The organism is Fictibacillus phosphorivorans (genome assembly GCF_023715845.1).
Lineage (GTDB): Bacteria > Bacillota > Bacilli > Bacillales > Fictibacillaceae > Fictibacillus > Fictibacillus phosphorivorans_D.
This window is the reverse complement of the sequence record NZ_JAMBOR010000008.1, coordinates 52,236-78,981: the sequence shown is the minus strand read 5'-3', so window position 1 is coordinate 78,981 and position 26,746 is coordinate 52,236. Positions and strand designations below refer to the sequence as shown.

General features: G+C 43.8%; 29 protein-coding genes. 20 read left to right on the top strand and 9 right to left on the bottom strand.

Going from position 1 to position 26,746, the window contains the following annotated elements:
* Position 1 precedes the first annotated feature (1 nt).
* From M3206_RS08335 to M3206_RS08320, 4 genes are read right to left on the bottom strand one after another with little or no spacing between them, the layout of a single operon-like run.
* On the bottom strand, positions 2-1,483 hold the full coding sequence (locus tag M3206_RS08335; protein WP_251312056.1) for a sugar ABC transporter ATP-binding protein: 1,482 nt from the start codon (positions 1,481-1,483) through the stop codon (positions 2-4).
* Between the two features lie 15 nt (positions 1,484-1,498).
* Entirely contained in the window at positions 1,499-1,894 is a 396-nt protein-coding gene (gene rbsD / locus M3206_RS08330; protein ID WP_251312055.1) for a D-ribose pyranase, read from the bottom strand.
* Complete coding sequence (gene rbsK, locus M3206_RS08325) at positions 1,891-2,769, bottom strand: ribokinase (RefSeq protein WP_251312054.1); 879 nt, start codon at positions 2,767-2,769, stop codon at positions 1,891-1,893. Before rbsK ends, rbsD begins: the two co-directional genes overlap by 4 nt.
* Positions 2,762-3,751, bottom strand: coding sequence for a LacI family DNA-binding transcriptional regulator (locus tag M3206_RS08320; protein ID WP_251312103.1), 990 nt, complete (start codon positions 3,749-3,751; stop codon positions 2,762-2,764). Before M3206_RS08320 ends, rbsK begins: the two co-directional genes overlap by 8 nt.
* Before the next feature lie 205 nt (positions 3,752-3,956).
* Here M3206_RS08320 and spoIIR point away from each other — a divergent pair, with 205 nt between their 5' ends.
* The 3 genes from spoIIR to M3206_RS08305 all read left to right on the top strand — a co-directional run bounded on the left by spoIIR (position 3,957) and on the right by M3206_RS08305 (position 6,463).
* Positions 3,957-4,643: a stage II sporulation protein R gene (spoIIR, locus tag M3206_RS08315; RefSeq protein WP_251312053.1), complete on the top strand. Its 687-nt coding sequence runs from the start codon at positions 3,957-3,959 to the stop codon at positions 4,641-4,643.
* Positions 4,644-4,840: 197 nt separating this feature from the next.
* On the top strand, positions 4,841-5,281 hold the full coding sequence (locus M3206_RS08310) for a hypothetical protein (protein WP_251312052.1): 441 nt from the start codon (positions 4,841-4,843) through the stop codon (positions 5,279-5,281).
* Positions 5,282-5,404: 123 nt separating this feature from the next.
* Positions 5,405-6,463, top strand: a complete 1,059-nt coding sequence (locus tag M3206_RS08305; RefSeq protein WP_251312051.1) for an L-threonylcarbamoyladenylate synthase — start codon at positions 5,405-5,407, stop codon at positions 6,461-6,463.
* 263 nt (positions 6,464-6,726) lie between these two features.
* Here M3206_RS08305 and M3206_RS08300 read toward each other — a convergent pair whose 3' ends face one another.
* The gene (locus M3206_RS08300) at positions 6,727-8,949 is read right to left on the bottom strand and encodes a PAS domain S-box protein (protein ID WP_251312050.1); all 2,223 of its coding nucleotides are present in this window, start codon (positions 8,947-8,949) and stop codon (positions 6,727-6,729) included.
* Positions 8,950-9,145: 196 nt separating this feature from the next.
* On the opposite strand from M3206_RS08300, the gene M3206_RS08295 reads away from it, so the two are divergent.
* From M3206_RS08295 to M3206_RS08280, 4 genes are all read left to right on the top strand, one after another.
* The gene (locus tag M3206_RS08295; RefSeq protein ID WP_251312102.1) at positions 9,146-9,688 is read left to right on the top strand and encodes a manganese efflux pump MntP family protein; all 543 of its coding nucleotides are present in this window, start codon (positions 9,146-9,148) and stop codon (positions 9,686-9,688) included.
* 104 nt (positions 9,689-9,792) lie between these two features.
* Complete coding sequence (locus tag M3206_RS08290) at positions 9,793-10,404, top strand: low molecular weight protein arginine phosphatase (RefSeq protein WP_251312049.1); 612 nt, start codon at positions 9,793-9,795, stop codon at positions 10,402-10,404.
* A 105-nt stretch (positions 10,405-10,509) separates the two neighbouring features.
* A complete protein-coding gene (rpiB, locus tag M3206_RS08285; RefSeq protein WP_251312048.1) occupies positions 10,510-10,950 on the top strand; it encodes a ribose 5-phosphate isomerase B in 441 nt (146 codons plus the stop codon).
* A gap of 34 nt (positions 10,951-10,984) precedes the next feature.
* Positions 10,985-11,557, top strand: a complete 573-nt coding sequence (locus M3206_RS08280) for a TIGR01440 family protein (RefSeq protein ID WP_251312047.1) — start codon at positions 10,985-10,987, stop codon at positions 11,555-11,557.
* A gap of 438 nt (positions 11,558-11,995) precedes the next feature.
* Here the strand turns inward: M3206_RS08280 and M3206_RS08275 are convergent, their stop codons facing one another.
* Positions 11,996-12,463 (bottom strand): GNAT family N-acetyltransferase, encoded by a 468-nt coding sequence (locus M3206_RS08275; RefSeq protein ID WP_251312046.1) that lies wholly within the window; start codon positions 12,461-12,463, stop codon positions 11,996-11,998.
* A gap of 15 nt (positions 12,464-12,478) precedes the next feature.
* Complete coding sequence (locus M3206_RS08270; RefSeq protein WP_251312045.1) at positions 12,479-13,327, bottom strand: MurR/RpiR family transcriptional regulator; 849 nt, start codon at positions 13,325-13,327, stop codon at positions 12,479-12,481.
* A 154-nt stretch (positions 13,328-13,481) separates the two neighbouring features.
* On the opposite strand from M3206_RS08270, the gene M3206_RS08265 reads away from it, so the two are divergent.
* Both M3206_RS08265 and M3206_RS08260 read left to right on the top strand, forming a co-directional pair.
* Complete coding sequence (locus M3206_RS08265; RefSeq protein ID WP_251312044.1) at positions 13,482-14,825, top strand: gluconate:H+ symporter; 1,344 nt, start codon at positions 13,482-13,484, stop codon at positions 14,823-14,825.
* A gap of 69 nt (positions 14,826-14,894) precedes the next feature.
* On the top strand, positions 14,895-16,412 hold the full coding sequence (locus M3206_RS08260; RefSeq protein ID WP_251312101.1) for a gluconokinase: 1,518 nt from the start codon (positions 14,895-14,897) through the stop codon (positions 16,410-16,412).
* A 352-nt stretch (positions 16,413-16,764) separates the two neighbouring features.
* Here the strand turns inward: M3206_RS08260 and M3206_RS08255 are convergent, their stop codons facing one another.
* Complete coding sequence (locus M3206_RS08255) at positions 16,765-17,214, bottom strand: hypothetical protein (RefSeq protein ID WP_251312043.1); 450 nt, start codon at positions 17,212-17,214, stop codon at positions 16,765-16,767.
* Between the two features lie 204 nt (positions 17,215-17,418).
* On the opposite strand from M3206_RS08255, the gene glyA reads away from it, so the two are divergent.
* From glyA to upp, 4 genes are all read left to right on the top strand, one after another.
* Complete coding sequence (glyA, locus tag M3206_RS08250; protein WP_251312042.1) at positions 17,419-18,654, top strand: serine hydroxymethyltransferase; 1,236 nt, start codon at positions 17,419-17,421, stop codon at positions 18,652-18,654.
* Positions 18,655-18,782: 128 nt separating this feature from the next.
* Positions 18,783-19,700 (top strand): ABC transporter ATP-binding protein, encoded by a 918-nt coding sequence (locus M3206_RS08245; RefSeq protein ID WP_251312041.1) that lies wholly within the window; start codon positions 18,783-18,785, stop codon positions 19,698-19,700.
* Entirely contained in the window at positions 19,697-20,443 is a 747-nt protein-coding gene (locus M3206_RS08240) for an ABC transporter permease (RefSeq protein ID WP_251312040.1), read from the top strand. Before M3206_RS08245 ends, M3206_RS08240 begins: the two co-directional genes overlap by 4 nt.
* 280 nt (positions 20,444-20,723) lie before the next feature.
* Positions 20,724-21,353, top strand: a complete 630-nt coding sequence (gene upp / locus M3206_RS08235; protein WP_251312039.1) for a uracil phosphoribosyltransferase — start codon at positions 20,724-20,726, stop codon at positions 21,351-21,353.
* Positions 21,354-21,676: 323 nt separating this feature from the next.
* Here upp and M3206_RS08230 read toward each other — a convergent pair whose 3' ends face one another.
* Positions 21,677-22,084, bottom strand: coding sequence for a DUF3889 domain-containing protein (locus tag M3206_RS08230; RefSeq protein WP_251312038.1), 408 nt, complete (start codon positions 22,082-22,084; stop codon positions 21,677-21,679).
* Positions 22,085-22,372: 288 nt separating this feature from the next.
* Between M3206_RS08230 and M3206_RS08225 the strand changes: the two genes are divergently transcribed.
* The 7 genes from M3206_RS08225 (at position 22,373) to atpA (ending at position 26,687) form a co-directional block, all read left to right on the top strand.
* Positions 22,373-22,597 carry an AtpZ/AtpI family protein gene (locus tag M3206_RS08225; RefSeq protein ID WP_251312037.1) on the top strand — a complete coding sequence of 75 codons (225 nt, stop codon included), beginning with the start codon at positions 22,373-22,375 and terminating at the stop codon, positions 22,595-22,597.
* Complete coding sequence (locus M3206_RS08220; RefSeq protein ID WP_251312036.1) at positions 22,597-22,980, top strand: ATP synthase subunit I; 384 nt, start codon at positions 22,597-22,599, stop codon at positions 22,978-22,980. The genes M3206_RS08225 and M3206_RS08220 overlap by 1 nt, the downstream gene beginning before the upstream one ends.
* Positions 22,981-22,986: 6 nt before the next feature.
* Positions 22,987-23,697 carry a F0F1 ATP synthase subunit A gene (gene atpB / locus M3206_RS08215; protein WP_251312035.1) on the top strand — a complete coding sequence of 237 codons (711 nt, stop codon included), beginning with the start codon at positions 22,987-22,989 and terminating at the stop codon, positions 23,695-23,697.
* An 83-nt stretch (positions 23,698-23,780) separates the two neighbouring features.
* Positions 23,781-23,996 (top strand): F0F1 ATP synthase subunit C, encoded by a 216-nt coding sequence (gene atpE, locus M3206_RS08210; protein ID WP_130293109.1) that lies wholly within the window; start codon positions 23,781-23,783, stop codon positions 23,994-23,996.
* Positions 23,997-24,101: 105 nt separating this feature from the next.
* The gene (gene atpF / locus M3206_RS08205) at positions 24,102-24,620 is read left to right on the top strand and encodes a F0F1 ATP synthase subunit B (protein ID WP_251312034.1); all 519 of its coding nucleotides are present in this window, start codon (positions 24,102-24,104) and stop codon (positions 24,618-24,620) included.
* The gene (locus tag M3206_RS08200) at positions 24,617-25,168 is read left to right on the top strand and encodes a F0F1 ATP synthase subunit delta (protein ID WP_251312033.1); all 552 of its coding nucleotides are present in this window, start codon (positions 24,617-24,619) and stop codon (positions 25,166-25,168) included. The genes atpF and M3206_RS08200 overlap by 4 nt, the downstream gene beginning before the upstream one ends.
* Before the next feature lie 19 nt (positions 25,169-25,187).
* Positions 25,188-26,687, top strand: coding sequence for a F0F1 ATP synthase subunit alpha (gene atpA / locus M3206_RS08195; protein WP_251312032.1), 1,500 nt, complete (start codon positions 25,188-25,190; stop codon positions 26,685-26,687).
* The last annotated feature ends 59 nt before the right edge of the window (positions 26,688-26,746 follow it).

Sequence of the window (26,746 nt, the reverse complement as noted above, 5' to 3'; positions counted from 1 at the left end):
GTTACTGTCCTCCCGTTGCATACGTCATAATTTTTTCTTGCGTTGCTTCGTTCTTACTTAGCTCACCGCTGATCTTGCCTTCATGCACCACGAGGATCCGGTCACTCATCCCGATCACTTCAGGAAGTTCAGAAGAGACCATGATTATTGCGACACCGCGGTCGGTAAGTTCGTTCATCAACTGATAGATTTCACGCTTAGCCCCTACATCAACCCCTCGTGTTGGTTCGTCTAAGATCAATACTTTCGGTCCAATGCCGATCCATTTCGCGATTACAACCTTCTGCTGATTACCGCCTGAAAGGTCTTTCGCGTTCGTTTCACCTGATTGTGTTTTAATACGCAGCCTTTTTATCAAGAGATCAACGAACTCATTTTCCGTTTTATCGTCGATGAAGCCTTTTTTCGAAAAACTTGTTAAGTTCGGAAGAGCCATGTTATCCCGTATGGTGAAATCGAGAACAAGCCCCTCTGTTTTACGGTCTTCAGTAATAAAACCAATGCCTCGTTTTACAGCTTCAGAAGGATTTTTGATCTCAATCTTCTTGCCATCAAGCCAAATCTCACCACTATCGAGCTTATCGAGTCCAAACAATGCACGCATGATTTCCGTGCGGCCAGCTCCCATAAGACCTGCGATACCAACCAATTCACCAGATTTCACGGAGAAACTTACATTTTCGAAGACGCCGTTCCTTGAAGCATTTTTAACTTCAAGCATCATTTTACCGACACTCGAATGCCGCTCTGGAAAACGATCGGTCAGTTCACGGCCAACCATTTTACGAACCACTTCATCAAAGTTGGTATCAGAAATCAATGTCGTATCGACTGTTTTTCCGTCACGCATCACGGTAATACGGTCACAGATCGCGAAGATCTCCTCCATCCGGTGGGAGATATAAACGATTGAAACCCCTTCTTTCCGAAGAGCGTTGATAACTTCAAACAGCTTTTCGATCTCACGTTCCGTAAGAGCAGCGGTCGGCTCATCCATAATGATCACTTTTGCATCTGTCATCAGCGCTTTTGCGATCTCGATCATCTGTTGCTGACCGACTGAACAGAGACCCGCTTGTTTGTCTAAAGGAATGTTTACAGCAAGTTTGTCGAACTGTTCGTTTGCCAACGCTTTCATTTCTTTTGTTTTTAAAAGACCGAACGTTGTGCGTAGCTCTTTACCGATAAAGAGGTTTTCAAGGACCGTCATTTCCGGCCAAACGTTCAGCTCTTGATGAATAAACGCAATTCCATGTTTCTCTGCCTCTTTTGGATTATCAAAATATTTTTCTTGTTCATCGATCAAAATCGTTCCTGAATCTCTTTTATGAAGACCTGTTAAAATGTTCATGATGGTAGATTTTCCTGCACCGTTTTCACCCATGAGAGCGTGAATTTCGCCTTCTTGGAGTTCAAAATCTACTCCGGATAATACTTGGTTCGTTCCAAATGCTTTGTAAATATCATTCATCTGGATATGCATCCCAACCACTCCTTTCTAGAAGATGACGCCTGCTTTTAAAATACAGTTCGCATACGGAGTAACTTCACCTGTTCGAATAACCGCTTTGGCGTTCTTTGTAAGTTCTTTAAATTGTTCGTGTGGTACAAATTCAATCTCTTTATCTGAAAAAGTCTGATTCATAGATTGAAGCGTTTTTTTGTTATTTTCCTTGATCTCACTCGCCAAGATAATCTCTTCTACGATCATGTCATCCGTTACGGCTTTTACCACGTCTTCAAAGCTAGGGACACCAAGGATCAGGGCTAAGTCAATACGCGGAACATGTGAAGGAATCGGCAGTCCCGCATCTGCAATGACGATTGAATCCGTATGCCCGAGATCGGCCAGGACTTTTGAGATATGACTGTTTAGGATACCATGACGCTTCATAATGTTTCCTCCACTTCTTTTCTGTATGGCATACCGCCTTGTGCTCCGAATTTTGTGACAGAGAGGGAGGCTGCGCGATTTGCAAATCGAAGGCTGTCTGTGATGTTTTTTCCTTCGGCTAATGCAACAGCCAGTGCGGCATTAAATGTATCTCCTGCTCCCGTTGTATCGACAGCTTCCACTTCATAAGAAGGAACAAGCACTTCTTTCTTACCGTCAAAATAGCGGACACCTTGTTTTCCTTCTGTGATAAAAATTTTGTTCGGGTACCGCTTTAAAGCTTCCGTTATCGATAAACCATCAAACAATACGGCTGCTTCATGCTCGTTCGGTGTCAGATAAGCGGCATTTTCGATGACTTTTTCTGAGATCGGTCGAGAGGGGGCAGGGTTCAACAAAAGAGGTACCCCGTACTCCTTACAGCGTTCACTCACGTACTCGACCGTTTCTTCAGGAATCTCTTGCTGAATCAGAACCATGTCTGCTTTTTCGATAATGGATAGCGATGTACCGACATATTCAGGTGTCACGTGGTCGTTTGCGCCTTTTACGACGACAATACTGTTGTCACCTTCAGCCAAAATGATATGAGCTGTTCCGCTTTCTGTATCTGTAACCGGTTCCACATTGGTTACATCAACACCGTTTTCTTTGAAGTTATTTAAAATAGCCACTCCGTAATGATCGGAGCCCACACATCCGAGCATCGACACGTCTGCACCTAATCGTGCGGCTGCAACAGCCTGGTTGGCTCCTTTTCCACCTGGGACGGTTTTAAAGGACGTACCTAAAACCGTTTCACCTGCACCTGGACGTTTTTCAGAAGTGACGACGAGATCCATCGAAGAACTTCCGATCACTGCAATCTTAACCATTGTTATCAACCTTTCTTGTTGTATGTCTTTCAATAAAAGTTACCGGCAGCTGAATCTGCTGCTGATGTATGTGTTCTTTGTCCATATGTTTGATCAAAAGTTTAGCTGCTTCTTTTCCCATCTCGTATGCCGGCTGGCGAATCGTCGAAAGGGAAGGGAACAGCAAACTGCTCTGTGGAATATCATCAAATCCGATGATCTGGATGTCTTCAGGTATCTTTTTCCCAAGTCTCAGCGCTTCGTGAAGGATGGCTGTTGCCACAATATCATTGCTAGCGAGCACTCCGTCTGTGTCTGGATACATGGAAAAGAGCTCTTTTGCCCATTTTTCCGCATCCTCAAAAGCGAATGAGGTAGTGGACATCACATGAAAATCGATATCTGACCGGCTTAACTCTTCTAATGCACCTTGAAACCGATCTTGTGCCGGTTCTATATGAGCAGGCCCTTTTAGAAGGGTGATGCGTTTACTGCCGCGCTTCACGATTTCGTTGGCAGCGATCCGGCCGCCTTCTTTACCGTCTGCATAGACAGAAGGATAATCGCTCGATGTCCGATCTAAAAAGATGACAGGGATGGACAAGTTAGCATAATTCGTTTTGCTTTTATTTGTAGTCGCAGAGATGATACCGACGACATTGTTCTGAATAAAGGTGTTTAAATAATCGAGTTCTTTTTCATCGTTCTCATCACTGTTTCCAAAAAGGATTCGATAGCCACCCTTTTGCAGTTCATCTTCCACACCTCTTGCAAGTTGTGGGAAGAAGGGATTCGTAATATCCGGCAGCAAGAGGCCGATTAACTTTGATTTTTTCTTATAAAGGGAGCGGGCCACTTCATTGGGGCTGTAGTTTAATTGCTTCATCGCTTCGGTAACGCGTTTTCGTGTATCAGCGTGAACATATCCTGTTTCATTCAAAACACGAGAAACCGTCGCAACCGATACGCCTGCTTCCTTTGCAACATCTCGAATGGTAGCCAGAACCTTTGCCTCCCTTCCTGATATGTAACCGTTTACACATATAAGGTAACATGCATTTTAGCGCAAAGCAAGTTGGTAATCTTTTCTAGTAAGAAGCTAAACAAACCTTTGTCGAAACAGGCAGAAAAGATTTTAGTAGTTTACTAGTATGTTTTTTTCTCACACTGACCAAACTGTGGTTAGAGACGAAGGGGAGGAAAAAACAATGAAAAAACGCAATCATTTCTTTATTCTTATTCTTATATCTTTAGCGGTGATTTTCTTATTTTTTGAAACACAAACGAAAGTGGCAAACGCGACGATGAATGCCTCTGTTAAAATACCAGAAGAATCGATCAGACTTCGCATACTAGCAAACAGTAATTCAGTTACGGACCAAAAGCTGAAGCGTGAAATCCGTGATGAAGTAAACGCACAGATCACAACGTGGGTAGATGAATTATCAACCATTGAAGAAGCGCGTGAAATCATCCGCAAACAGCTTCCAGCGATCGAAGCGATCGTTCAGGATAAGCTTGATGAAGCAGGCGTAGAGAAAACATTCTCAGTCGAACTGAACAAAGTAGCGTTTCCTACGAAAATGTATGGCGATTATATCTACCCGGCAGGTAAATACGAAGCCGTGCTGATTACCCTTGGAGAAGGAGAAGGAAAGAACTGGTGGTGTGTGCTTTTCCCGCCATTATGTTTCTTAGACTTTGAAAACGGTGATGCTGTAAAAGAAAACAAAGATGGCCAAAATGATAAAGCCGAGGACACGGCTTCTGCAGATGAAACTGAAAAAAATGCATTTGCAGCAGAAAGTGAAGAAGCAGAAGGCATCCAGACGAAATTCTTTGTCATAGAGTTATTTGATAGCCTCGTAAGCGCCGTCGGATCGTTATTCTCTTAAAATGTGCATAAGTTCCTCCCTATTTTCATAGATTATAGAAAACGAAGAAGGTAAGCCTAAAAGGTATGCCTTCTTTTTTTAACCGTTTATGTAAAAAGCCATCGAGCAGGGCGGCAGGAAACCTGATCTGTCCAAATGAAGAGTGAAAAACTGCAGCGTGAGGCTGTTAGTATAAAAAGAACAGGGGAGAGTTGAAGATGACGATTATTTTAAGACAGGCGATGCAACATGAGGCAAAAGATTTATTGCAGCTTGTTGGAAAAGCTGGACTTCAGTCAGAGGGAATCAAAGACAGCATCGAGAACTATCTAGTCGTGGTGAATGAAGAGGGTGAAACCATTGGAACGGTAGGGCTTGAACGAATCGGGAACGACGGATTGCTGCGTTCTTTCGTATTGAAGCAGAAATATTCATCTGAATCCCTTCTCCTTAAACTCATCGATAAAATTTTGGTATACTCTAAAGACAAAGGAGTCGAAACACTTTATTTACTCACAAAAGCGGTGCAAATGTTTGAAGCGCTGTCCTTTAAGGTGATTCCAAAAGATAAAGTGCCTCCACATATTGAAAATGCCGATCATGTAAAAAATAATGCATCATCAGGAGCGGAACTTTTAGCCTATGCTTTAGATTCTTAAGAAATTTGTCAACAAGTTGTCCACAATTAACGACAAATTGTGCATAACTCTGTGGATATAAAAGTTTTGTGGATTGGCCTCTTTAAATGGGGTCAACCTGAGTAGTAGAAAGGGATTAGAACGATGAAATCATTCCAAACGGAACGCTGGACTGTGGATAACTTTGACGAAAAGCTCGTCCAACATCCACAAGTTATTCAAGCATCCTTGTGGATAAAACAAAATGAAGTGGTGGCTTTGCCGACTGAAACGGTTTATGGACTGGCGGGTAACGCGCAAAGCGACCATGCGATTGCGCGAATTTTTGAAGCAAAAGGAAGACCGAGCGACAATCCGCTCATTGTCCACATTTCAGACCGAAAACAGCTCGACGGCCTCGTTTCTTCTATACCCGAAAATGCAGGAAAGCTGATGAACGCTTTTTGGCCAGGTCCTTTAACGATCGTACTGCCAAAAGGTGAACATGTGAGCGAAAAAGTTACGGCAGGGTTATCGACCGTTGCGGTGAGAATGCCTGATCATCCTGTAGCATTGGCTGTGATCGAGGCATCTGGTGTTCCGCTTGCTGCACCAAGTGCGAACCTTTCAGGTAAACCAAGCCCGACAACAGCGAACCACGTGTACGAAGATTTAAAAGGAAAAATTCCTGGAATCGTGGACGGAGGATCTACGGGAGTTGGCGTGGAATCGACTGTGGTTGAATGTACGGATGAAAAAGTAACGATCCTAAGACCAGGCGGAGTTACGTTAGAGGATTTGGAACGCGTTGTAGGGTCCGGAAATGTCACGATCGACCCAGGTATCCAAAATGAAAAGCTCGCACCGCGGTCACCGGGTATGAAATATACACACTATGCGCCAGATGCCCCTTTTGTCCTTGTGGATGGTAGCCCGGAATTTTTACAGCAGCTTGTGGATAAAGAAAAAGCTAGGGGAAAGAAAATCGGAGTCCTCACTACCAAGGAACGAGTGGATGTTTATCAAGCGGACTGCGTCATTCCTGCTGGGAGAAGAGAGAATCCAGAATCGGTCGCTCAGCATTTATATGAGGCCCTTCGTTCATTTAATGAAGCGGGTGTCGATCAGATATTTGGTGAAGTGTTCCCGAAAACCGGAGTAGGAGTCGCGATTATGAACAGACTTGAAAAATCAGCTGGCGGAAATGTGATAAAAGAACAGTGAAAACATAGCGGATAGTGAAGCAGTAGGGTAGTTTATACCTTGCTGCTTTTTTAATGGGTGAACCGCTTTTTACGGTACGTGTTTTTATAATATATTACACGTTCGCTCAGAATTTTTGAGTACCGCTCAAAAAAGCCGAGTTACGCTCAACATTCGTTATCTTCGCTCAAACTGACCCCCGTTTCGCTCAGAATCTCGTTTTTTCGCTCAAACTTAATAAAACGGAGCTAAACAGTGCTGAAACGGAACTGAAAAGCCTGTGTCTAATGCGACACAGGCTTGTTTTTTTGAATCGGCAGCACGATTGAGAAGGTGGTGCCTTCGTTAATCTTGCTGTCGATTAAAATTTTTCCGTGATGATTCTCCACGATTTTGTAACAGATCATCAGGCCGAGTCCTGTTCCTTTTTCCTTTGTGGTGTAAAACGGTTCGCCGAGGGTGGCGAGGCGTTCTTCGGGAATTCCGCAGCCATGATCGGTAAAGGATGTGATCACGTTATTATCTTGTTTTCTGAGGTGAATATGTACGAAGCCGCCTGTTGGCATGGCTTCAATGGCGTTTTTTAGCATGTTCACGAACACTTGTTTAATCTGATTATCCACACACCAGATTTCAGGGAGATCAGGTTCACTGTCAAAATAGATCTGAACATTCGTTAATATCGCTTGCGTATCCAGGATCGAGATGACATGCCGAAGCAGATCTCTTAGATCAGTTTTTGTAAAATTCATCGCTTGCGGTTTTGCGAGCAGCATGAATTCTCCTACGATGCTGTTGATGCGGTCGATCTCTGAGAGCATGATTTCGTAGTAATCCTTATCTTCTGATGCTTTGGATTGCAGAAGCTGCAGAAATCCTCGTATGGAAGTCAGGGGGTTACGGATCTCATGGGCCACACCTGCTGCAAGCTGTCCGAGTACGGAGAGTTTGTCTGATTTTCTGAGCATCTCTTCGGTTTGTTTCCGTTCTGTTAAATCACGAGCGACAACAACGCACGATTCTGGCTGGCCGAGGTCGTTGATGATCGGGGTCGCGTTTGCTTCTAGGGTTACCCAATGTCCGTGTGCATGCTTGCATCGAACTTCGAATTTAACCGGTTTTAGCGTTTGTACCATCTCATTGATCGCAAATTTTACTTTTGGCCTGTCATCTGGATGGAAGAATCCTTGAATCTTTTTTCCGTCATAAATGGACGGGTCGAAGCCGAGCAGCAGCCTGTTAGAAGGAGAGAAGTATTTGACGTTCCCTTCTAGATCTACCACTCCGATTAGATCTGTCGTGTTCTCTGCGATAATCCGGTACTTTTCTTCGCTTTCTTTTAATGCCTTTTCTTTTAATTTTTTTTCTGTGATATCTCTTGAAATCGCGGATAAAGCGACCACTTCGCCGTTTTCCCCGTATATGGGGCTAAGAGAAAGGCTGACGTTGCGGCGTTGCCCGTTTTTCGTGAGCCGGATCGTCTCTACTCCTTTTACATAGCCGCCGTGTTTCACAATGGTGACGAGTCTTTCACATTCAGCGATTTTATCATGAGGAACGATCGGCAGGATATATGAAGAAAGGTTGCCGTTCAATTCGCTCTGTGACCAGCCGTAGATCTGTTCGAAAGCCGGATTTACTTTTACCGAAAAATCCGCTACGTGTACGACGGAGATAGCGTCACTAGAATGATAGATAACGGATTCGAGCAGATCCTTTGTTTCTCTCAGTTCCTTTTCCGCTTCTCTTTTGGCGGTTACATCCTTTGCGATGCCAAATACACCATGTACGTTGTTCAGCACGATGATCGGGGTAAGCGTAAACGTAATCTGGCGGGTATTCCCGTTTTTTTGGAGGATGCGTGTTTCGTGCATCTGGGAATTACCTTTTAAGACATCTTTAAACTGTTCGATCGCGGTCGCTTTTCGCTCAGGCATCATAAGAGGATCGAACGTCATGCTAAGAAGCTCTGTTTCGCTGTATCCTGTCAATGCGGTACAAGCTTTGTTGACGGTTGTAAATTTACCGTCAAGGTCCAAAGAGAATAAAGCATCGATGTTATAGTCCATTAGTGATCTGAACCGCTGTTCACTTTCTGCAAGCTGCGTTTCTACTTGTATTCGTTCGCTCAAGTCCACGCAGAACCCGTAAACTTCAGACACTTCTCCATCTTTAAAGATAGGGCCGATCGCTGCCAGAAATGGGATGCCGTTCAGCTTCGATTCATACGTTAAACTTTCTCCTTTTAACGCTCTCTCGTATACTTCTTTCTTAAAAACGGCCATCTCTGGCGGAAAGATGTCTTCTATTCTTTTTTGCAATACGTTTTCCTGTTTGAGGCCGAACATGTCAAAAAGCTCACCTTGGCTCTCGGTCATGATGATTTCATCACCTTGCTTTATAAATCGAAAGGTCATGCTTTTTTGGCGGGAAACACCGGTTTTAAACGGAGAGAACCGCCATATGCTTGTTCCTGATGTTGGAATGGCCGGTACGTTTTGGACCATGCTTGTTCCTCCCTTTTTCGAACAGGTTTATATCTCTTTTATATACGCGGTCCCTATGCAATTTCCCTTCCTTTGCATCTGTTAAGTGTGCAATTTTTAGCCGTTTAAACAGCTTGTATATTTTTAGTCTTTTTAAAAGTAGACATGCATAGGTTGAAAGTATGATGGATAAAGGAGTGGGAACTATTTGGCGACGATGGGGGAATGGATGACACTGTGGTTTATGTCCATCGCACTCGGTATGGACGCCTTTTCGATCGGGCTGGGGATGGGGATGCTTTCTCTTAGAGTAAAGCAGATTATGAAAATAGGAATCACGATCGGTCTTTTTCATATGCTGATGCCGCTTGGCGGTATGACGATCGGGAAAGAAATATCTGCTCATTTTGGGGGAATCGCAGGGATAATCGGAGGGATTCTTCTCGTTATATTAGGTGTGACGATGATTCGCTCTTCTTTTTCAAAAGAGGATGAGCCGCTTGTTCGGCCCGTTGGTTTCGGTCTGCTCGTTTTTGCCTTAAGTGCTTCACTTGACAGCTTTTCTGTTGGTCTTAGCTTAGGAATCTATGGTGCAAAAACGTGGCTGACTATTTTTATGTTCGGGATGATGAGCATGCTTCTAACGTGGTGGGGCCTCATGATGGGGAAGAAAGTGCAGAAGTGGCTGGGTTCTTACAGCGAAGCTCTAGGAGGCTGTATTCTGCTTGCGTTTGGTGTGAAGATTCTTTTTCCCTTTTAGTTGATTGCCAGAAGATTTATTTCTCCTAGAATCCGATGATATACTAAGAAAAACGTTACTCTCTATAAAAATGGGGAAAGCTAGAATATGAGGTGAACACTCCAATGAACGTGTTATTTATTTGTACAGGAAACACTTGCCGAAGTCCGATGGCTGAAGCGATTTTACGGGAAAAAGGAAAGGGAAGGTTCAACGTAAAATCAGCAGGAGTATTTGCCGGGAACGGCGCTGTAATGAGTTCAAATGCCACACAGGCCCTGTCAGAAAAAAAGATCAAAGAAAATCACCAGTCACAAGGTGTTACCGAATACTTGATCGAGTGGGCAGATCTTATTTTAACGATGACCGAAAGCCATAAGCATGCCCTCGTAGGGAGATGGCCGGATGCTGTCAATAAAACGTATACGCTAAAAGAGTACGTGATGGACGAAGAGGATAAAAAGAAGATCGAAGAAGTTTACGAGCTTTATACAGAGATTGAGATGATCAAGCTAAAATATATGTCAAAAGATTCGAGCAGTGAAGATGTGAAACAAGCGTTCGAAAACGAAGTGCGTCCGCTTGTGGAGAAGCGGATGAAACTTGAGGGTTCTATACCTTCCCTAGACATTACAGACCCATTCGGCGGTCCCCTGCATCTCTATCAGGAAACAAGAGATGAAATTGAAGCACTTATTGAAAAACTAGTGAAAAAAGACGATAAGTCTAAAGAGTGAATCATATTCGGAAGAGGCTGTCTTAAATAAGTGTGATGCGGCATTGAATAGGGTACAAGGAAAGCATATAATGGAAAAAAGTATGAGAGAGCAGGTGCAGACAACATGAAAATAGCAATAGGTTCAGATCACGCCGGAGTTGAATTACGAAAAGAAATCATAGCTATGATTGAAGAGCTTGGAATGGAAGTAGAAGATGTTGGCTGTGAATGCACAACATCTGTAGACTACCCAGATTTTGCGATTCCTGTCGCAGAAAAAGTAGCCAACGGCGAGGCTGATCGCGGAATCTTAATTTGCGGAACAGGAATTGGGATGAGTATCACAGCAAACAAGGTAAAAGGAATCCGCTGTGCCCTTGTTCATGATCTGTTCAGCGCAAAGGCAACAAGACAGCATAATGACAGCAATGTACTTGCCATGGGTGAACGTGTCATCGGTCCTGGCCTTGCTTTGGAAATCGCAAAAGTATGGCTGACAACAGAATATGAAGGTGGACGCCACGGACGCCGTGTGGATAAGATCTCTCAATACGAAGGCCAATAGCAACAAACCCAAAATATGAAGGGAAGACCATCCAATGAGCGACGAGCTCCAACAGATTCAAAACCAAGTCCTGAATGTTTTGCAAGATCTGCAAAAGCATGCACAATTAAAAGGTTCGCAATTATTAGTAGTAGGTGCAAGTACGAGCGAAGTAATTGGTGAACGAATTGGCACATCAGGCACGATGGATACAGCAGGTGCACTTTACCGCGGTATCACAGCGTTTCAAGAGGAAACAGGAGTAGCACTTGCCGTGCAGTGCTGTGAACACTTGAATCGCGCCCTCGTCATGGAGCGGGCGGAAGCAGAAAAAAGAGGCTATGAAGAAGTTCGGGTAGTTCCGGCTCGATCAGCAGGCGGTGCATTAGCGACGCACGCTTATCATCACATGGATGAACCCGTAATCGTTGAATATATAAAAGCCGACGCAGGCATCGACATCGGTGACACCTTTATCGGTATGCACCTCAAGCATGTTGCCGTGCCGGTTCGAAGTGAAATCAAAAAGGTCGGAGCGGCGCACGTCACGTTGGCGAAGACCCGCCCGAAATTGATCGGCGGCGAACGCGCCGTATATCCAAGCAAAGAAGATATCCGTTGTTTTTGATTGTGAAAGGGGTTTGATCTTAAACGTGTAAAAACTTTTGAGTTCAAGCTCCTTTTTTATTTGAAACAAGAGAAAAAGGATGTTTGGAAGATCAAAACGAGATCAGGGAATGACTTTGTAAGATTCTAAGCTAGGATGGAATGTTTTCAAGCTGTTTGTCATTGTAAGATTGGCTCGGATCAGCAGGTTTGAGCGAAAGTCCACCGATCTTGAGCGGAAATCAAGAATTTTGAGCGTAGCTCTGCGATTCTGAGCGTAACTCGAGGATTTTGAGCGAAACGAGGGTCATCTTGCGCGAACGTGTAACAAAATAAAAAAACACGTACCGTAAAACCTTATAAGGGCTAAAGAGGCTGACGTTGGTCAGCCTTCTTAATTTTAAAAGGAGATTGCCCATTTCACGCGTTAAAACCAGTGTTTAGCGACCCACAATCCACCCTAATTCCATTCAATCTCATAATGAATCCACTCAGAGTTAATATTCTTTCCGCCCATTTTCTTATACAGTGCTTGTGCAGACGTATTATCCATGGCGGTTTGCCAAGTCAGGTACGCATAGTCCTCGTTTTTCGTGAACTGCAGGACATGCCTAAACAATTTCTCGCCGATTCCTGACCCGCGATGTGCCGCATCCACGAAAAGGTCGTTCAAAATGGCGATCTTCTGAACGCGTGTGGTGCTGAAGGAGAAGTAGAGGGTGGCGAATCCGGCAAGCGTTCCGTCTTCTCCGACTGCGACAAACTGCGTTCCTGCTTCATCAGAATTCAAAATGTGCAGGATGTGGTTCTCCAGCCGCGAATCCTCAGGTTTTTTTCCTTTATAAAAATCCACAATATAGGCGCGCATCAAATCTTTTAACTCCTTTAGATCCTCTCTTATAACAGGGCGTATCTGAATATCAGCCATTTAACATTCTCCCTTTTACATTTTTTTGATGGAGATTGCATTCCTCATTCTTTGAATAGAATCCTGCAAGCTGTCTTTATTTTTCATCATAAAGTTGACAAATAAGAGGTCCACAATCGTCAATTGGGCGATCCTCGAAGACAGTGCTTCTGACCTGTAAGCGGTTTCTTCTGAGACCGTAAAAAAAACGAGGTCCGCCTGCTTGCTTAAAGGCGTTTTCGCATAGTTTGTGATCGCGATGCACTTCGCCCCGTTATCTTTCGCGACGGAAAGAACGTCCAGGAGATCTTTGTTCGTTCCTGAATGAGAGATGAAAACAGCTGCATCTTGATCAGTCAACTGGGAAGCGGACATGAGCTGCATATGTGTGTCACTGTATGCGGAGCTCGTCTTGCCTGTCCGAATAAATTTATGATGGGCATCCATTGCGATAACACCTGAGCCGCCGTTTCCATAGAAATCGATTTTTCTTGCAGCACTCAAAACAGAAACAGCACGTTCTAGCGTTTCGCTGTTCATGATATTTAATGTCTCTTCTAATGTGCGAATATTTGATTTTACGACTTTTGCCGCGATATCGATCTCAGCATCGGATTCCAGGATCTGCTCGTGGATGTCTTTGATCGGTGTCACGATGTCAGCGGCAAGAGCAATCCTCATCGCTTGATAGCCTTTATAACCCAGTCTTTTACAGAATCGGAACACGGTCGCATCTGCAACAGCGAGATCATCTGCAACTTGATTGATGCTTTTATGAACCATCTTTTTTGGGTCGTTCAACACGTAATCGGCAATCTGCTTTTCTTTTTCACTGAAAGAAAAGTAGGAGGATTTAATTCGTAAAATGCAAGATTGGTGATTCATAGATTAGCACCCCTAATAACGGAAGTTGATACTTTCAGTTTAGCCGAGAACGAGAGATTTGAAAATAATTTTCTTGTAAACGTTTACAATAAAAAAATTTTATTATAAGATACCAATACATGAAAAAAATTTTAACGCATAAAGGATGATCAGTATGTCAGGATCAACATTGATTCTCGTTGCTCTACTTGGTGTTTTTGCACTTTTATTTTTAGTTATTAAAACAAAGCTGCATGCCTTTGTTGCACTCCTTCTCGTTTCTTTGCTTGTAGGGGTAGCGGCTGGAATGCCGCTTCAAAATGTTATAGAGTCGATTACGAACGGCATGGGGGGAACTCTCGGTTTCGTTGCCATCGTTGTTGGACTAGGTGCGATGTTCGGACAGATGCTTGAAGTGTCGGGCGGTGCTGAACGTCTCGCACAGACATTGGTAAAAAAATTCGGTCAGGATAAAGCGCAGTGGGCGCTGACGCTGACAGGATTCCTCGTGGCCATCCCGGTATTTTTCGATGTTGGTTTTATTATTTTAGTTCCCATCGTTTACGGACTTGCGAAAAAGACAGGCCGTTCGTTGCTTTACTACGGTATTCCGCTTTTAGCAGGTTTAGCGGTAACACACAGCTTTGTACCGCCGACACCAGGACCAATCGCGGTTGCAGACCTTTTAGGGGCTGAGCTTGGCTGGGTAATCCTATTTGGTGTATTAGCAGGTATTCCTTCTGCCATCCTAGCTGGACCTGTATTCGGTAGATATATCGCGAAAAAGATCCACGTTACTGTACCTGATTATATGGAGATGGAAGAAAAGCATTATGACAAAGAGCTTCCAAGTTTTGCGATGATCGCGAGCTTGATCTTTATTCCACTCGTATTGATTCTAGCGAACACGGTATCAGGTGTTTTATTAGAAGAAGGCAACACAACACGTTCTGTATTAACATTCCTAGGTCATCCGTTCGTTGCGCTTATTCTAGCGACACTACTTGCATTCTACTTCTTAGGTGTAAAAAGAGGATACAGCGGTGACGAGATTCAGACCATCGCAACAAAAGCGCTTGAACCTGCGGGGATTATCATCTTAGTTACTGGTGCAGGTGGTGTTTTCAAACAGATCTTGATCGATTCAGGTGTCGGAGAAGTATTAGGGGACATGATGGCGGGATCCGCTTTGCCTCCGATTCTACTAGCCTTCTTGATCGCATCACTCGTCCGTATTGCGCAAGGGTCAGCAACGGTTGCGATGGTTACAGCAGCTGGTTTGATCTCACCGCTCATCGACACATTAGGGTTAGAAGGACCCGTGCTTGGCTTGATCGTTATCTCGATCGCTGCGGGTGCTACTGTTCTTTCACATGTAAACGATTCAGGCTTCTGGCTTGTAAACCGTTACTTTGGATTAAACGTAAAAGATACATTAAAATCTTGGACAATGATGGAGACCATTATTGCATTAACTGGCTTTATGGTTGTGTTTGTATTAGGGTTCTTTATACACTAGGATAGTTGTTAAACGAGGGAGGGCATACTAATGCTGCTCCCTTTTGTGAACGTTTTGGAAGGAGAATGTATGTTGAAAAGTTATGCGCTCGGAATTGATATTGGAACAACAAGCACGAAGGTCGTCCTTTTTGATGAAAAGGGAGCGGCTGTAGCACATCATTCAAAGAATTATCCTTTACTCGCAGAAATTCCAGGATCTGCGGAACAAAATCCTGATGAGATCTATGAAGCTGTCATCTATTCATTAAGAGAGACGGTAAGGAAGAGTGGAGACTTGGCTGAGAAGATCGGGTTTATCTCGTTCAGTACGGCGATGCACTCTCTTATTGCAGTGGATGCAGAAGGTAAGCCGTTGACGAACAGCATCACATGGGCTGATACGCGCAGTGAGTCTTATGCGTTTGCTGCGAGATCTAGTGCTGAAGGTTTAGATCTCTATAAAAGAACAGGTGTGCCGCTTCATCCGATGACACCTTTGTTTAAGCTGCAGTGGCTAAAGAATGAGCAGCCGGATATATTTAAAAACGCAGCGAAGTTTGTTGGGATAAAAGAGTACATACTATACCGCTGGTTCGGTGAATGGGCAATCGATTATGCGTCGGCTGCCGCGATGGGTTTATGGAACATGCAAACGCTTGATTGGGATCAAGAAGCGTTAGAGATGGCAGATGTGACGGCAGAAAAGCTGCCTGAAATAAAGCCCACCACTTTTTACTGGGACAGTCTTTCTGTCACACTGGAAAAATTGAGCGGACTGGATTCCTCTGTAAAAGTAGTGATTGGAGCAACCGACGGCCCGCTGTCAAATCTTGGAGTAGGTGCGATTTCGCCAGGAGATGTAGCAGTAACGATCGGTACGAGTGGAGCGATCCGGACGATCTCAAAAACCCCAATATTGGATGCAGAAGGAAGAACGTTCTGTTATCCGCTGACTGAAAAGCATTGGGTGTCAGGCGGTCCGGTGAATAACGGCGGCATCGCGTTTCAATGGGTTCACGATGTTTTTACTGAAGTGGAGAAAGAAGGCTCGTACGAAAAGCTTTCCAAGCGGGCTGACGCTGCACCTCCAGGCAGTGATGGCTTGATTTTCCTGCCTCATCTAACGGGTGAACGTGCTCCATTATGGGATGCGCAGGCAAAAGGTTCTTTTATCGGACTGACGCTGCGCCATAAAAAAGATCACATGGTCCGTGCGGTATTAGAAGGCACGATTTTCAATCTGTATCAAGTGTATAGCCTTGTTAAAACACAGACTCAAGAAAAAGCGGACGTGAAGATCTTCGCGACAGGCGGGTTTACGAACTCACCGGCATGGAAGCAGATCTTAGCAGATGTCTTTCAGAAGGAAGTCAACATCCCGGAACATACCGAAAGCTCGTGTCTGGGAGCGGTGCAGTTAGGAAGATTTGCGCTCGATGAAACAGATGTTTTACAGGAAGTGTCTGAGGAAATCAAGCAGTACAGTACCGTGATGCCAAACACCGAACATGCTGAGACGTATGGAGAGTTGTTTACCATCTATCAAAATGTGTCTGACGCGTTGGCTTCTCAATATAAGGCGATTCATGAGTTTCAAAATAAATAAGAAAGGGAGCGGGCGGCGTGGTGCCTGCTCTTTTTTTGGCCAATTTTAACGTGGATTTGGCAGAAAATGACGGTTTGGTCGCTTTTTTCAGGGGTTTGCGGGTGGTTTTGTGTTCGCTATGAGCTAGTTTGAGCGAAAAAGAAGAATTTTGAGCGAAACGAGGGGATTTTGAGCGAAGATAAGAAATGTTGAGCGAAGATCCGCTTTTTTGAGCGGTACTCAAAGATTCTGAGCGAACGTGTAATAAATATAAAAACACGTACCGTGAAACCCAATCCGGCTGAAGCGTGCTCCAAACAGCCAAGCTCTTTCATAAAAAAAGACTTGTCCCTAAGACAAGCCTTATAAACTACTATTCAATATAAGTCGCGTTGATCAACGAGAGTCCTGATTTGGCATCTTTACCAGTCTTCACGTTTCCGTAGACGATGACATCGGAACCAGGCGCTACATTACCCATCGTAAAGTTCATCACTTTAAAGTTCGTCTCTCCAACTTTAAGCTCGAAGCTTCCGCCCATGCCTTTTTCTAGATTGTCCTCATTCACGGTACCCACCGCTTTGATGACTTTTTCTTCATACGCTTTTGGATCCGATTCTAATGTTGCAGGGTCTAATTCCACAGCATTCTCCTGCAAGTTTTTAATGATTTTTGCTTGCTGTTTTGCCATGTCGTCAGAAGCTTTATTCTTTTCGGTCTGCTCTGTCTTCGGCTCTTTTTCCGACTTCGCTTTTTCTTCACTGCAGCCCGTTAATGCAAGCACAAGGACTAGAAGACTCGCTCCAAACCACTTTTTATTCATGATGCATGACACCCCTTCTACATCTACTATTTCTCTCTATTATCTATCATCATACCATTTTCATGCCTATCTAAAAATATGAATTTTCACACTTTGTGAAAGATTGTGCATTTCCCCTTACAACTGACGACATAAATGTGTAAGATAGAAGGGTATGTTACATCATTAAAAATTTTTTTCACATAAGGTAAGGGGGAAGCGAAAATGAACCATTTGAAAACAGCTGATCAAGAAGTCTACCAATCCATCATGGATGAACTGCATCGCCAGCGTACGAAAATCGAACTGATTGCTTCTGAAAACTTTGTTAGCCAAGCCGTAATGGAAGCGCAAGGCTCCGTATTAACAAATAAATACGCAGAAGGCTACCCGGCAAGACGCTATTATGGCGGATGCGAACATGTGGATGTTGTAGAGAACCTGGCAAGAGACCGCGTGAAGAAAATCTTCGGTGCTGAACATGCCAACGTACAGCCGCACTCTGGTGCACAAGCTAACATGGCCGTTTATTTCACTATCCTAGAGCAAGGTGATACCGTTCTTGGTATGAACCTATCACACGGTGGACACTTAACTCACGGAAGTGCTGTTAACTTTTCCGGTATTCAATACAACTTTGTCGAGTACGGCGTGGACAAAGAGAAGAACGTTATCGATTATGAAGATGTTCGTCAAAAAGCGCTTGAACACCGTCCGAAGCTGATCGTAGCTGGAGCGAGCGCGTATCCGCGTGAGATTGATTTCGCGAAGTTCCGTGAGATCGCGGATGAAGTAGAAGCTTACCTTATGGTGGATATGGCCCACATCGCTGGACTTGTTGCAGCGGGTCTTCATCAGAATCCAGTTCCTTATGCTGATTTTGTAACGACGACAACACACAAGACGCTTCGCGGACCGCGTGGCGGCATGATTTTATGTAAAGAAGAATATGCGAAAAAAATTGATAAATCCATCTTCCCTGGTATCCAAGGTGGTCCTTTGATGCACGTGATCGCTGCAAAAGCGGTATCTTTTGGTGAAGTGCTTACAGATGATTTCAAGAAATATGCGGAACAGATCATAAAGAATGCGAAACGACTTGCTGAATCTCTGAAAAAAGAGGGACTTACACTTGTTTCTGACGGCACGGACAACCACTTGATCTTAATCAACGTGAGTGAACTGGCGTTAACAGGGAAAGTAGCTGAAAAAGCACTTGATGATATCGGTATTACCGCAAACAAAAACACGATTCCATTCGATCAAGAGAGCCCGTTTGTAACAAGCGGTATCCGTATCGGAACAGCAGCCGTTACTTCCCGCGGTTTTGTTGAAGAAGATATGGACGAGATCGCATCGATCATGGCATCTGTTCTAAAGAACGTTGAAGATGCTGATGTATTAAAAGATGCACAAGCACGCGTTGAGAAGCTTGCAGGAAAGTACAAGCTTTACGAATAAAGTATGATTTTTGAACCCTTTTGCCCATTGGCAGGAGGGTTTTTTGTTTTTCTAATGAAATTCATAGAATGGAATAATTTTGAATAAATATGTTGAGTGTTTGAAAATTCTAGAAAGCGGTGTGGTATATGGAAGAAGTTATTTCCGTTAAGGCGTTAAGCAAAAATTATGGACCGAAAAAAGCGGTAAACAATTTATCTTTTTCTGTAAAAAAAGGGGAGATCTTTGGCATTATTGGACCAAACGGCGCGGGGAAAACAACCACGATCGAGATCATGGAAGGTCTCCGCAAAAAGAGCTCTGGCGAAGTGTCTGTGCTAGGGATGGATCCTGAACAAGACCGAAAAAAGCTAAACGGCAAAATCGGGGTACAATTTCAGGCAACCTCGATTCAGAAGAAGATGAAAGTAAAAGAAGCGTTGAGTTTATTTTCTGCTATCTACAATCAAAAAAGCTCCGGTGACCATATGTTAAAGCTGCTCGGTTTGGAAGACAAGATGGATACATATTTCGATGATTTATCCGGCGGTCAGAAGCAGCGGCTTACTTTAGCCTTGGCTACTCTCCATCAGCCTGAAATTGTTTTTCTCGACGAACCGAGTATGGGTCTTGATCCACATGCGAGACGCGAGATGTGGAATATCATTCGAGCATTAAGGGATGAAGGGACAACGATCGTTGTGACGACGCATTATATGGAAGAAGCAGAAAAGCTGTGTGATCGAGTCGCGATGATCTATAACGGTGAGCTTCGGGCATTGGATGAACCAGCCCGGCTAGTAGAGGATGTTTCTGCTCATTACGTAAGTTTTCGCAGTCCGGATTTTCCGCTGGATGAGCTTCGAGCACTTCCCGGCATTGTAAAAGTGGAGCAGGATATGGAGGCTGACGCTTATAAGATCTATACAGAAAACCTTCAAGAAACGTCTTTTCATCTATTTAAAAACGCCCAGGAAGGCAGCTATCACATCGCTGATTTTAAATTCGAACGAGGCACGCTTGATGACCTGTTTGTTCACTATTTAGAAGGGGGGCAAACAGCATGACGGCATTATGGCAGCTCACAAAGCTTGAAACGAAAATGTTTTTCCGGGATAAACTCCAGGTTTTTTGGACCTTTTTGTTCCCAGTGCTCATGATTTGGCTTTTCGGGTCCATGTTTAAAAATGAATCTATGGGCGGTTTCAATTTTGCAAGCCTTTATGTTCCATCATGGATCGGAGTCAACATCGTCACCACCGCATTCTTTACGTTAGGCACGGTGCTCTCAGGCTACCGGGAGACGGGGGTTCTCAGAAGATACCAATCGACACCCCTTGCGCCATGGAAGATTCTTTTTGCGCACACGATTCAAGGAACGGTGATCTTTGCTTTTTCGGCAGTTGTCCTTGTCGTGTTCGGTATGCTCGTATTTGATCTGCACATGCCTGAATACTTGGGAAGCACGGTGCTTGCGCTGCTGGTAAGCATCATCTCGTTTTTTCCTTTTGCACTTTTTCTTACGTCGCTCGCTAAAAACGTAGGAACGGCGGCTGCGATCAGCTCACTTTTTCTAAACCTGATGCTCTTTTTATCAGGTGCGACGTTCCCGTTAGAAATGATGCCTGAGGTTTTACAGTACGTCGCGAAGGTTCTTCCACTGTACTACGTGATCGAGCTTCTTCGCGCAACTTGGAACACCTCACCAATCTGGGAAAACATGACGTCTGTTTATGTATTGCTGGGCATTTCTATTGTTTCGGTCGTGTTGTCGAGCAAGTTTTTCAGGTGGAGCGGGAAGGATGAATAATCATAAGGAATGATGTATAAGAGTGCTGGTGTGTACCGCACTCTTTTTTTATTGGTGTCTTTTTGGGGAAGACACCCGCAAAATCGGTTCATTTTTCATGGTTTCATCGGCTAAAAAGGGGAATAGTAACAAGTGAGCTGAACAAGAAATATTTGGAGTCTATATTGCGGCAACATTACCGCTGATTTTCCTTGAAGTGCATCTTGTTTTTCTGTACAATGCTAGAGATGCTTTTTTAGAAACGCCAATAAAAGTTACATAAAGGAGAGGTGCTTTAAGCATGAGCAATGTATATGTCCTTGATCATCCGTTAATTCAGCATAAATTGACATACATTCGAGATGAAAGAACGGGTACAAAAGAATTTCGCGAGCTTGTAGACGAAGTAGCAGGGCTGATGGCCTTTGAAATCACGCGTGACCTTCCCTTACAGGAAGTTACGGTGAAAACGCCTGTTGCTGAAGCGACAATGAAAACAATCGCCGGGAAAAAACTAGGGCTAGTACCGATCCTTCGTGCCGGTCTTGGTATGGTAGACGGTATTCTTAAACTGATTCCAGCAGCAAAAGTAGGACACGTTGGTCTTTACCGCGATCCTGAAACGCTAACACCGATCGAATATTACGTAAAGCTTCCTTCTGACGTAGAAGAGCGTGACTTTATCGTGATCGATCCGATGCTGGCAACTGGTGGATCTGCTTCTGCAGCAATTAATTCTATTAAAAACCGCGGAGCAAAGAACATTAAGCTGATGTGCTTAGTTGCTGCTCCAGAAGGTGTAAAAGTGATCCAGGACGAGCACCCTGATGTAGATATCTTCTTGGCTGCATTAGATGAGAAGCTGAACGACCACGGATACATCGTACCAGGTCTTGGCGACGCTGGTGACCGTTTGTACGGAACAAAATAAGCCAGAAAAATGATAAAACTGACTCAATAGAGGGTGAAATTGCCTCTGATGGGTCAGTTTTTTTGTGTTGTTCAGCAATTTGAAGCACTTATTTAAATAGGAAAAGTTATTTTTGAGCGAAAGTAGGTATGTTTTGAGCGTAACTTGAAGATTCTGAGCGTAGGAGGGCATCTTTGAGCGTAGCTGCGAGATTCTGAGCGAAAACCGACCCATCTTGAGCGAACGTGTAACAGAATAAAAGAATACGTACCGTGAAACGCTAGAACCCTTCAAAAAACCAAAAAAGAAGGCTGACGATCGTCAGCCAACCTTACTTCCATGACTTAAGTGGTTTCTTCAAACTTTATATCGATCAGGTTCTCATTATCGTGCATAACGCCAACTTTCACCAAGTGCTTCTTATGATCTTGGAACACCGTAAAATCAAAGTAATCGGTGATTGTTCCATCAGGGGCTATTTTGCGCGTGTCATATTGATAATCACTGACACGGCTGTTCGGATACTTCTTTTTTGTTTCTTGTAAGGCAATTTTGCCCCATTTTGCATAATTCGTCTCCGTCATGTTCGTTGGTGTCTGATCATTATATTGGACGTTCAATGGTTTATCGCGATCGTTCTCGACATTATTTCTCATATCGCGAGACTCTTCTACCGGTTTTTTGTCGTTGTTCATGCATCCTGTTGCAAAAACAGCCATCACCATGAACAAAATGAGTACTTTTTGTTTCATTTTGACCAAGCTCCTTCCATATATTTAATGTAAGTATTTATCAAATGAGTAGAATTATTCGATTTCATGGAAAATAGAGGAATAGATAGTACACAATGTTAACTATAAACCTTTAAAACAAGCCACAAAATTTCCACAATTTATTTAATAAACCGTCCCGGAAGTCGTTGACATAGAAATGTCACTATTGTATTCTTACAAAGGGAATATGGTAAGGTTTACATTCTTGTCTTTTCAAGGGTTTTCTAAGAAAAATTACCTGTTCCTAGGAGGAAGGAGTCCACATTTATGAGTAATGGGAAACGCCCTTATAAAGCGATGGCTTTAATGTCTGGCATTCTCTCTCAGCTGGTTGGCTGCATATTGATCGGACTTTTTGGAGGGAAATGGCTTGATGAGTACATCGGCAACGCATTTCCAATCTTCCTCATCATCGGGTTGTTTCTTGGTCTTGGAGCAGGTGTTTATGGGATGATCCGCTTAATTTCGAAGTTTTCAGGGGACGGGCAATGATGAATGAGTACAAATTAGTGTTTTTCAAATACATAAAGTACACATTGTTTCTGCTCTCGCTTCTATTCCTCGGTTATGCTGTTACTCCTTACAAAACCATCTTTTTAGGACTGGCTCTAGGTACGGTTTTCAGTCTCTACAATCTATGGAGTATGTACTCCAAGATCGAACGTATGGGACAAGCTGTGATCCAGAAAAGAAAGGTGAAGACACTCGGTTCTCTTTCCAGACTCCTAACAGCGGGGTTAGCGGTGCTCATCGCGATGAAATACCCGGAACATTTTCATTTATTAAGTGTGGTAGTGGGATTGATGGCAGTCTACATTATCATGTTAATAGATTCACTAACTTTAAGCTCTAGCACTCCAAAGGAAAAGAGGTGAACATAGGTGGAACATGGTGCAGTTACTAAAGATTTTCTAGGTTTGACATTCAATATGTCGAACGTAATGATGATCACAGTTTCATCCGTTATTGTTTTCCTAATTGCGGTTCTCGCTACTCGATCTTTGTCCATGCGACCAGGAGGAATGCAAAACTTCCTTGAATGGGTAGTCGATTTCGTAAAAGGAATCATAGGCAGCACGATGGACTGGCATACTGGCGGACGTTTTCTTGCTTTAGGACTTACGCTTATCATGTATATTTTCGTAGCCAACATGCTGGGATTACCTTTTGCAGTAGTAGTCGACCATAATTTATGGTGGAAATCACCTACTGCAGACCCGACCATTACATTGACTCTTGCGGTTATGGTAGTGGCGCTTTCGCACTATTACGGTGTGAGAATGAAGGGGTTCAAAGAATATGGTGCAGAATTTTTCAAGCCAATGAAGTTCTTGTTCCCGTTGAAGATTATTGAGGAGTTTGCAAATACGCTGACACTTGGTCTTCGTCTTTACGGAAACATTTTCGCTGGTGAGATGCTCTTAGGACTATTAGCAGGATTAGGTACTAGCGGTATCTTCCAAGGAGTATTTGCATTGGCGCCAATGATGGTATGGCAAGGGTTCTCGATCTTTGTCGGTGCGATCCAGGCGTTTATCTTCACAATGCTGACAATGGTTTACTTGGCTCATAAAGTAAGCCACGATCACTAATTATCGGGAAATATCAAGCTTCTATATATAGAAGCCAATTTTCATAAAAATTTTAAGGGAATTCAGAAGGGAGAAATTTTATCATGAATCTTATTGCAGCTGCAATCGCGGTAGGTCTAGCGGCACTTGGTGCTGGTATTGGTAACGGTTTAATCGTAGGTCGTACAGTTGAGGGAATCGCTCGTCAACCAGAACTACGTGGTACTCTTCAAACAACTATGTTCATCGGGGTTGCATTAGTTGAGGCACTTCCAATCATCGGTGTAGTTATCGCGTTCATCGCTCTTGGCGCTGAGTAATCATAACCACTGTTTATTACGATTTCTATAATGGCGAAGCAAGTTTCCGTAAGGGACTACCCTTCGCCATTCCTTATGTATGATTGATTGAAGGGAGGAAATGGTGTGCAAAACTTAATTCTAGGTGCTGCTGCAGGTGGAGGACTGAACACAGGTGATATCCTTTACCAACTGGCTGCATTTTTAATCCTATTAGTATTATTGCGTAAATTTGCATGGGGCCCGTTGATGGGAATCATGAAAGAGCGCCAATCACATATCAACAGCGAGATTGATGCGGCTGAAAAATCCCGTCAAGAAGCAAAAGCTTATCTTGAAACTCAAGTTGAAGAGTTGAAGAAAGCACGTGAAGAAGCAAAAGCTATTATCGATAATGCGAAAAAGCAAGGCGAAGCTCAAGGTGAAGCGATTATCAAAGCTTCCCGTGACGAAGCTGAGCGTGTGAAAGAAGCTGCATTAGCTGAGATCGCTTCTGAAAAAGAAAAGGCTGTGGCTACACTTCGTCAGGAAGTTGCTACTCTATCCGTTAAGATCGCTTCTAAAGTTATTGCAAAAGAACTTGATGAAAGCTCTCAGGAGAAGCTCATTAACGAATACCTTCAAGAGGTAGGCGAGTCTCGATGAGCAAAGATCAAGCAATCGTAGCAAAACGTTATGCATTAGCACTATTTGAAGTAGTTGGAGTTACGAAACTTGAAGAAACCGTTTCAGAATTGCGTCTTGTAAAAAACGTTCTGGAGATGAACAAAGATCTTCAAAAAGTTTTAGCACATCCGAAAGTATCTAAGGATCAAAAGAAAGAATTGATCAAAGAGAGCATTGGAGCTGACCTTTCTGCTGCTGTAATGAACACGATCTATCTGATGGTAGACCGCAACCGTTACACATACATCACAGAGATGGCAGCGCAGTTCATTGAATTAGCAAATGAGGCACAAGGCATTGCCGACGCGAATGTATACTCTGTACGTCCTTTATCAGAAACAGAGATACAGAAGTTGGAGCAAACGTTTGCTGCCCGAGTCGGCAAAAAAGCGTTGCGCATTAATAATATGGTAGATCCTTCATTAGTTGGAGGTATTAAGATCCGCATTGGCAACCGTATTTTTGACGGAAGCATCAGCGGAAAGTTGAATCGAATGGAACGTCAATTAGCTTCTAACGGAAGCTGAGAGGATAGGGGTGAAATTCATGAGCATTAAAGCTGAAGAAATCAGTGCTTTAATAAAAAAGCAGATTGAAAACTATCAATCTGAGATCGAAGTAAATGATGTGGGTACAGTTATCCAGGTCGGTGACGGTATTGCCCGTGCCCATGGATTAGATAACGTAATGGCTGGTGAGCTTGTTGAATTTTCTAACGGGGTAATGGGTATGGCCCAAAACCTTGAGGAAAACAACGTAGGTATCATCATTCTTGGGCCATACCAAGAAATTCGTGAAGGTGACGAAGTTAAACGTACAGGACGTATCATGGAAGTTCCTGTAGGTGAAGAGCTTCTTGGTCGTGTCGTTAACCCTCTTGGACAGCCGATCGACGGCAAAGGTCCAGTTGCGACTACAAAAACTCGCCCGATCGAGCAAAAAGCACCAGGTGTCATGGCTCGTAAATCAGTACATGAGCCGCTTCAAACTGGTATTAAAGCGATTGACGCACTTGTGCCAATCGGACGCGGACAGCGTGAGCTTATCATCGGTGACCGTCAAACAGGTAAAACAGCAGTAGCGATCGATACGATCATCAACCAAAAAGATCAAGATATGATCTGTATCTATGTAGCGATCGGACAAAAAGAATCAACAGTTGCGGGCGTTGTAGAAACACTTCGTACACACGGAGCGCTTGATTACACAATCGTTGTATCAGCATCAGCTTCTCAACCTGCACCCATGTTGTTCCTTGCTCCTTACTCTGGAGTATCTATGGCTGAAGAATTCATGTGGGCTGGCAAGCACGTATTGATCATCTATGATGATCTTTCTAAGCAAGCTGCTGCATACCGTGAACTTTCCTTGCTACTTCGCCGTCCTCCAGGCCGCGAAGCTTATCCAGGGGACGTTTTCTACCTTCACTCACGTCTACTTGAGCGTGCAGCGAAGTTAAACGACGATTTGGGTGGCGGATCCATCACAGCGCTTCCGTTCATTGAAACGCAAGCATCTGACGTATCTGCATATATCCCAACAAACGTTATCTCTATTACAGACGGACAGATCTTCTTACAATCTGACTTGTTCTTCTCCGGTGTTCGTCCGGCGATCAACGCAGGTATCTCCGTATCTCGTGTAGGGGGAGCGGCACAGATCAAAGCGATGAGCAAAGTATCTGGTACACTTCGTCTAGATCTTGCTTCATACCGTGAACTTGAAGCGTTCGCTCAGTTCGGATCTGACCTTGATAAAGCAACTCAAGCGAAACTTAACCGTGGTGCACGTACTGTAGAAGTACTTAAGCAAGGACTTCACAAGCCGCTAAAAGTTGAACACCAAGTTGCGATCCTTTATGCATTGACTCGCGGATACATCGATGATGTACCTGTTGAAGAAGTAAACCGCTTTGAAGAAGCGCTTTACGCACACATGGAAGCAAACTCTAAAGATGTTCTTGATGCAATCAAGACAACTGGTAAACTTCCTACTGACGACAGCTTAGACGAAGCGATCAAAGCATTCAAAAAGACATTCGCGTAAGTTTTATAGATAAAGACCTAAAAGCAGCGGTGCGTAACGTTACGCACCCTGCAACCAGC

Coding starts and splice junctions, on each gene's coding strand:
- glyA (WP_251312042.1), top strand. CDS start 17,419: ATGAACCATTTGAAAACAGCTGATCAAGAAGTCTACCAATCCATCATG.
- M3206_RS08255 (WP_251312043.1), bottom strand. CDS start 17,214: ATGAATAAAAAGTGGTTTGGAGCGAGTCTTCTAGTCCTTGTGCTTGCA.
- spoIIR (WP_251312053.1), top strand. CDS start 3,957: ATGAAAAAACGCAATCATTTCTTTATTCTTATTCTTATATCTTTAGCG.
- M3206_RS08220 (WP_251312036.1), top strand. CDS start 22,597: ATGAATGAGTACAAATTAGTGTTTTTCAAATACATAAAGTACACATTG.
- M3206_RS08305 (WP_251312051.1), top strand. CDS start 5,405: ATGAAATCATTCCAAACGGAACGCTGGACTGTGGATAACTTTGACGAA.
- M3206_RS08245 (WP_251312041.1), top strand. CDS start 18,783: ATGGAAGAAGTTATTTCCGTTAAGGCGTTAAGCAAAAATTATGGACCG.
- M3206_RS08280 (WP_251312047.1), top strand. CDS start 10,985: ATGAGCGACGAGCTCCAACAGATTCAAAACCAAGTCCTGAATGTTTTG.
- M3206_RS08300 (WP_251312050.1), bottom strand. CDS start 8,949: ATGGTCCAAAACGTACCGGCCATTCCAACATCAGGAACAAGCATATGG.
- M3206_RS08225 (WP_251312037.1), top strand. CDS start 22,373: ATGAGTAATGGGAAACGCCCTTATAAAGCGATGGCTTTAATGTCTGGC.
- M3206_RS08310 (WP_251312052.1), top strand. CDS start 4,841: ATGACGATTATTTTAAGACAGGCGATGCAACATGAGGCAAAAGATTTA.
- M3206_RS08230 (WP_251312038.1), bottom strand. CDS start 22,084: ATGAAACAAAAAGTACTCATTTTGTTCATGGTGATGGCTGTTTTTGCA.
- M3206_RS08265 (WP_251312044.1), top strand. CDS start 13,482: ATGTCAGGATCAACATTGATTCTCGTTGCTCTACTTGGTGTTTTTGCA.
- rbsK (WP_251312054.1), bottom strand. CDS start 2,769: ATGGTTAAGATTGCAGTGATCGGAAGTTCTTCGATGGATCTCGTCGTC.
- upp (WP_251312039.1), top strand. CDS start 20,724: ATGAGCAATGTATATGTCCTTGATCATCCGTTAATTCAGCATAAATTG.
- M3206_RS08200 (WP_251312033.1), top strand. CDS start 24,617: ATGAGCAAAGATCAAGCAATCGTAGCAAAACGTTATGCATTAGCACTA.
- M3206_RS08270 (WP_251312045.1), bottom strand. CDS start 13,327: ATGAATCACCAATCTTGCATTTTACGAATTAAATCCTCCTACTTTTCT.
- M3206_RS08290 (WP_251312049.1), top strand. CDS start 9,793: ATGAACGTGTTATTTATTTGTACAGGAAACACTTGCCGAAGTCCGATG.
- rpiB (WP_251312048.1), top strand. CDS start 10,510: ATGAAAATAGCAATAGGTTCAGATCACGCCGGAGTTGAATTACGAAAA.
- atpA (WP_251312032.1), top strand. CDS start 25,188: ATGAGCATTAAAGCTGAAGAAATCAGTGCTTTAATAAAAAAGCAGATT.
- rbsD (WP_251312055.1), bottom strand. CDS start 1,894: ATGAAGCGTCATGGTATCCTAAACAGTCATATCTCAAAAGTCCTGGCC.
- M3206_RS08260 (WP_251312101.1), top strand. CDS start 14,895: ATGTTGAAAAGTTATGCGCTCGGAATTGATATTGGAACAACAAGCACG.
- M3206_RS08240 (WP_251312040.1), top strand. CDS start 19,697: ATGACGGCATTATGGCAGCTCACAAAGCTTGAAACGAAAATGTTTTTC.
- M3206_RS08275 (WP_251312046.1), bottom strand. CDS start 12,463: ATGGCTGATATTCAGATACGCCCTGTTATAAGAGAGGATCTAAAGGAG.
- M3206_RS08295 (WP_251312102.1), top strand. CDS start 9,146: ATGGGGGAATGGATGACACTGTGGTTTATGTCCATCGCACTCGGTATG.
- M3206_RS08335 (WP_251312056.1), bottom strand. CDS start 1,483: ATGCATATCCAGATGAATGATATTTACAAAGCATTTGGAACGAACCAA.
- atpE (WP_130293109.1), top strand. CDS start 23,781: ATGAATCTTATTGCAGCTGCAATCGCGGTAGGTCTAGCGGCACTTGGT.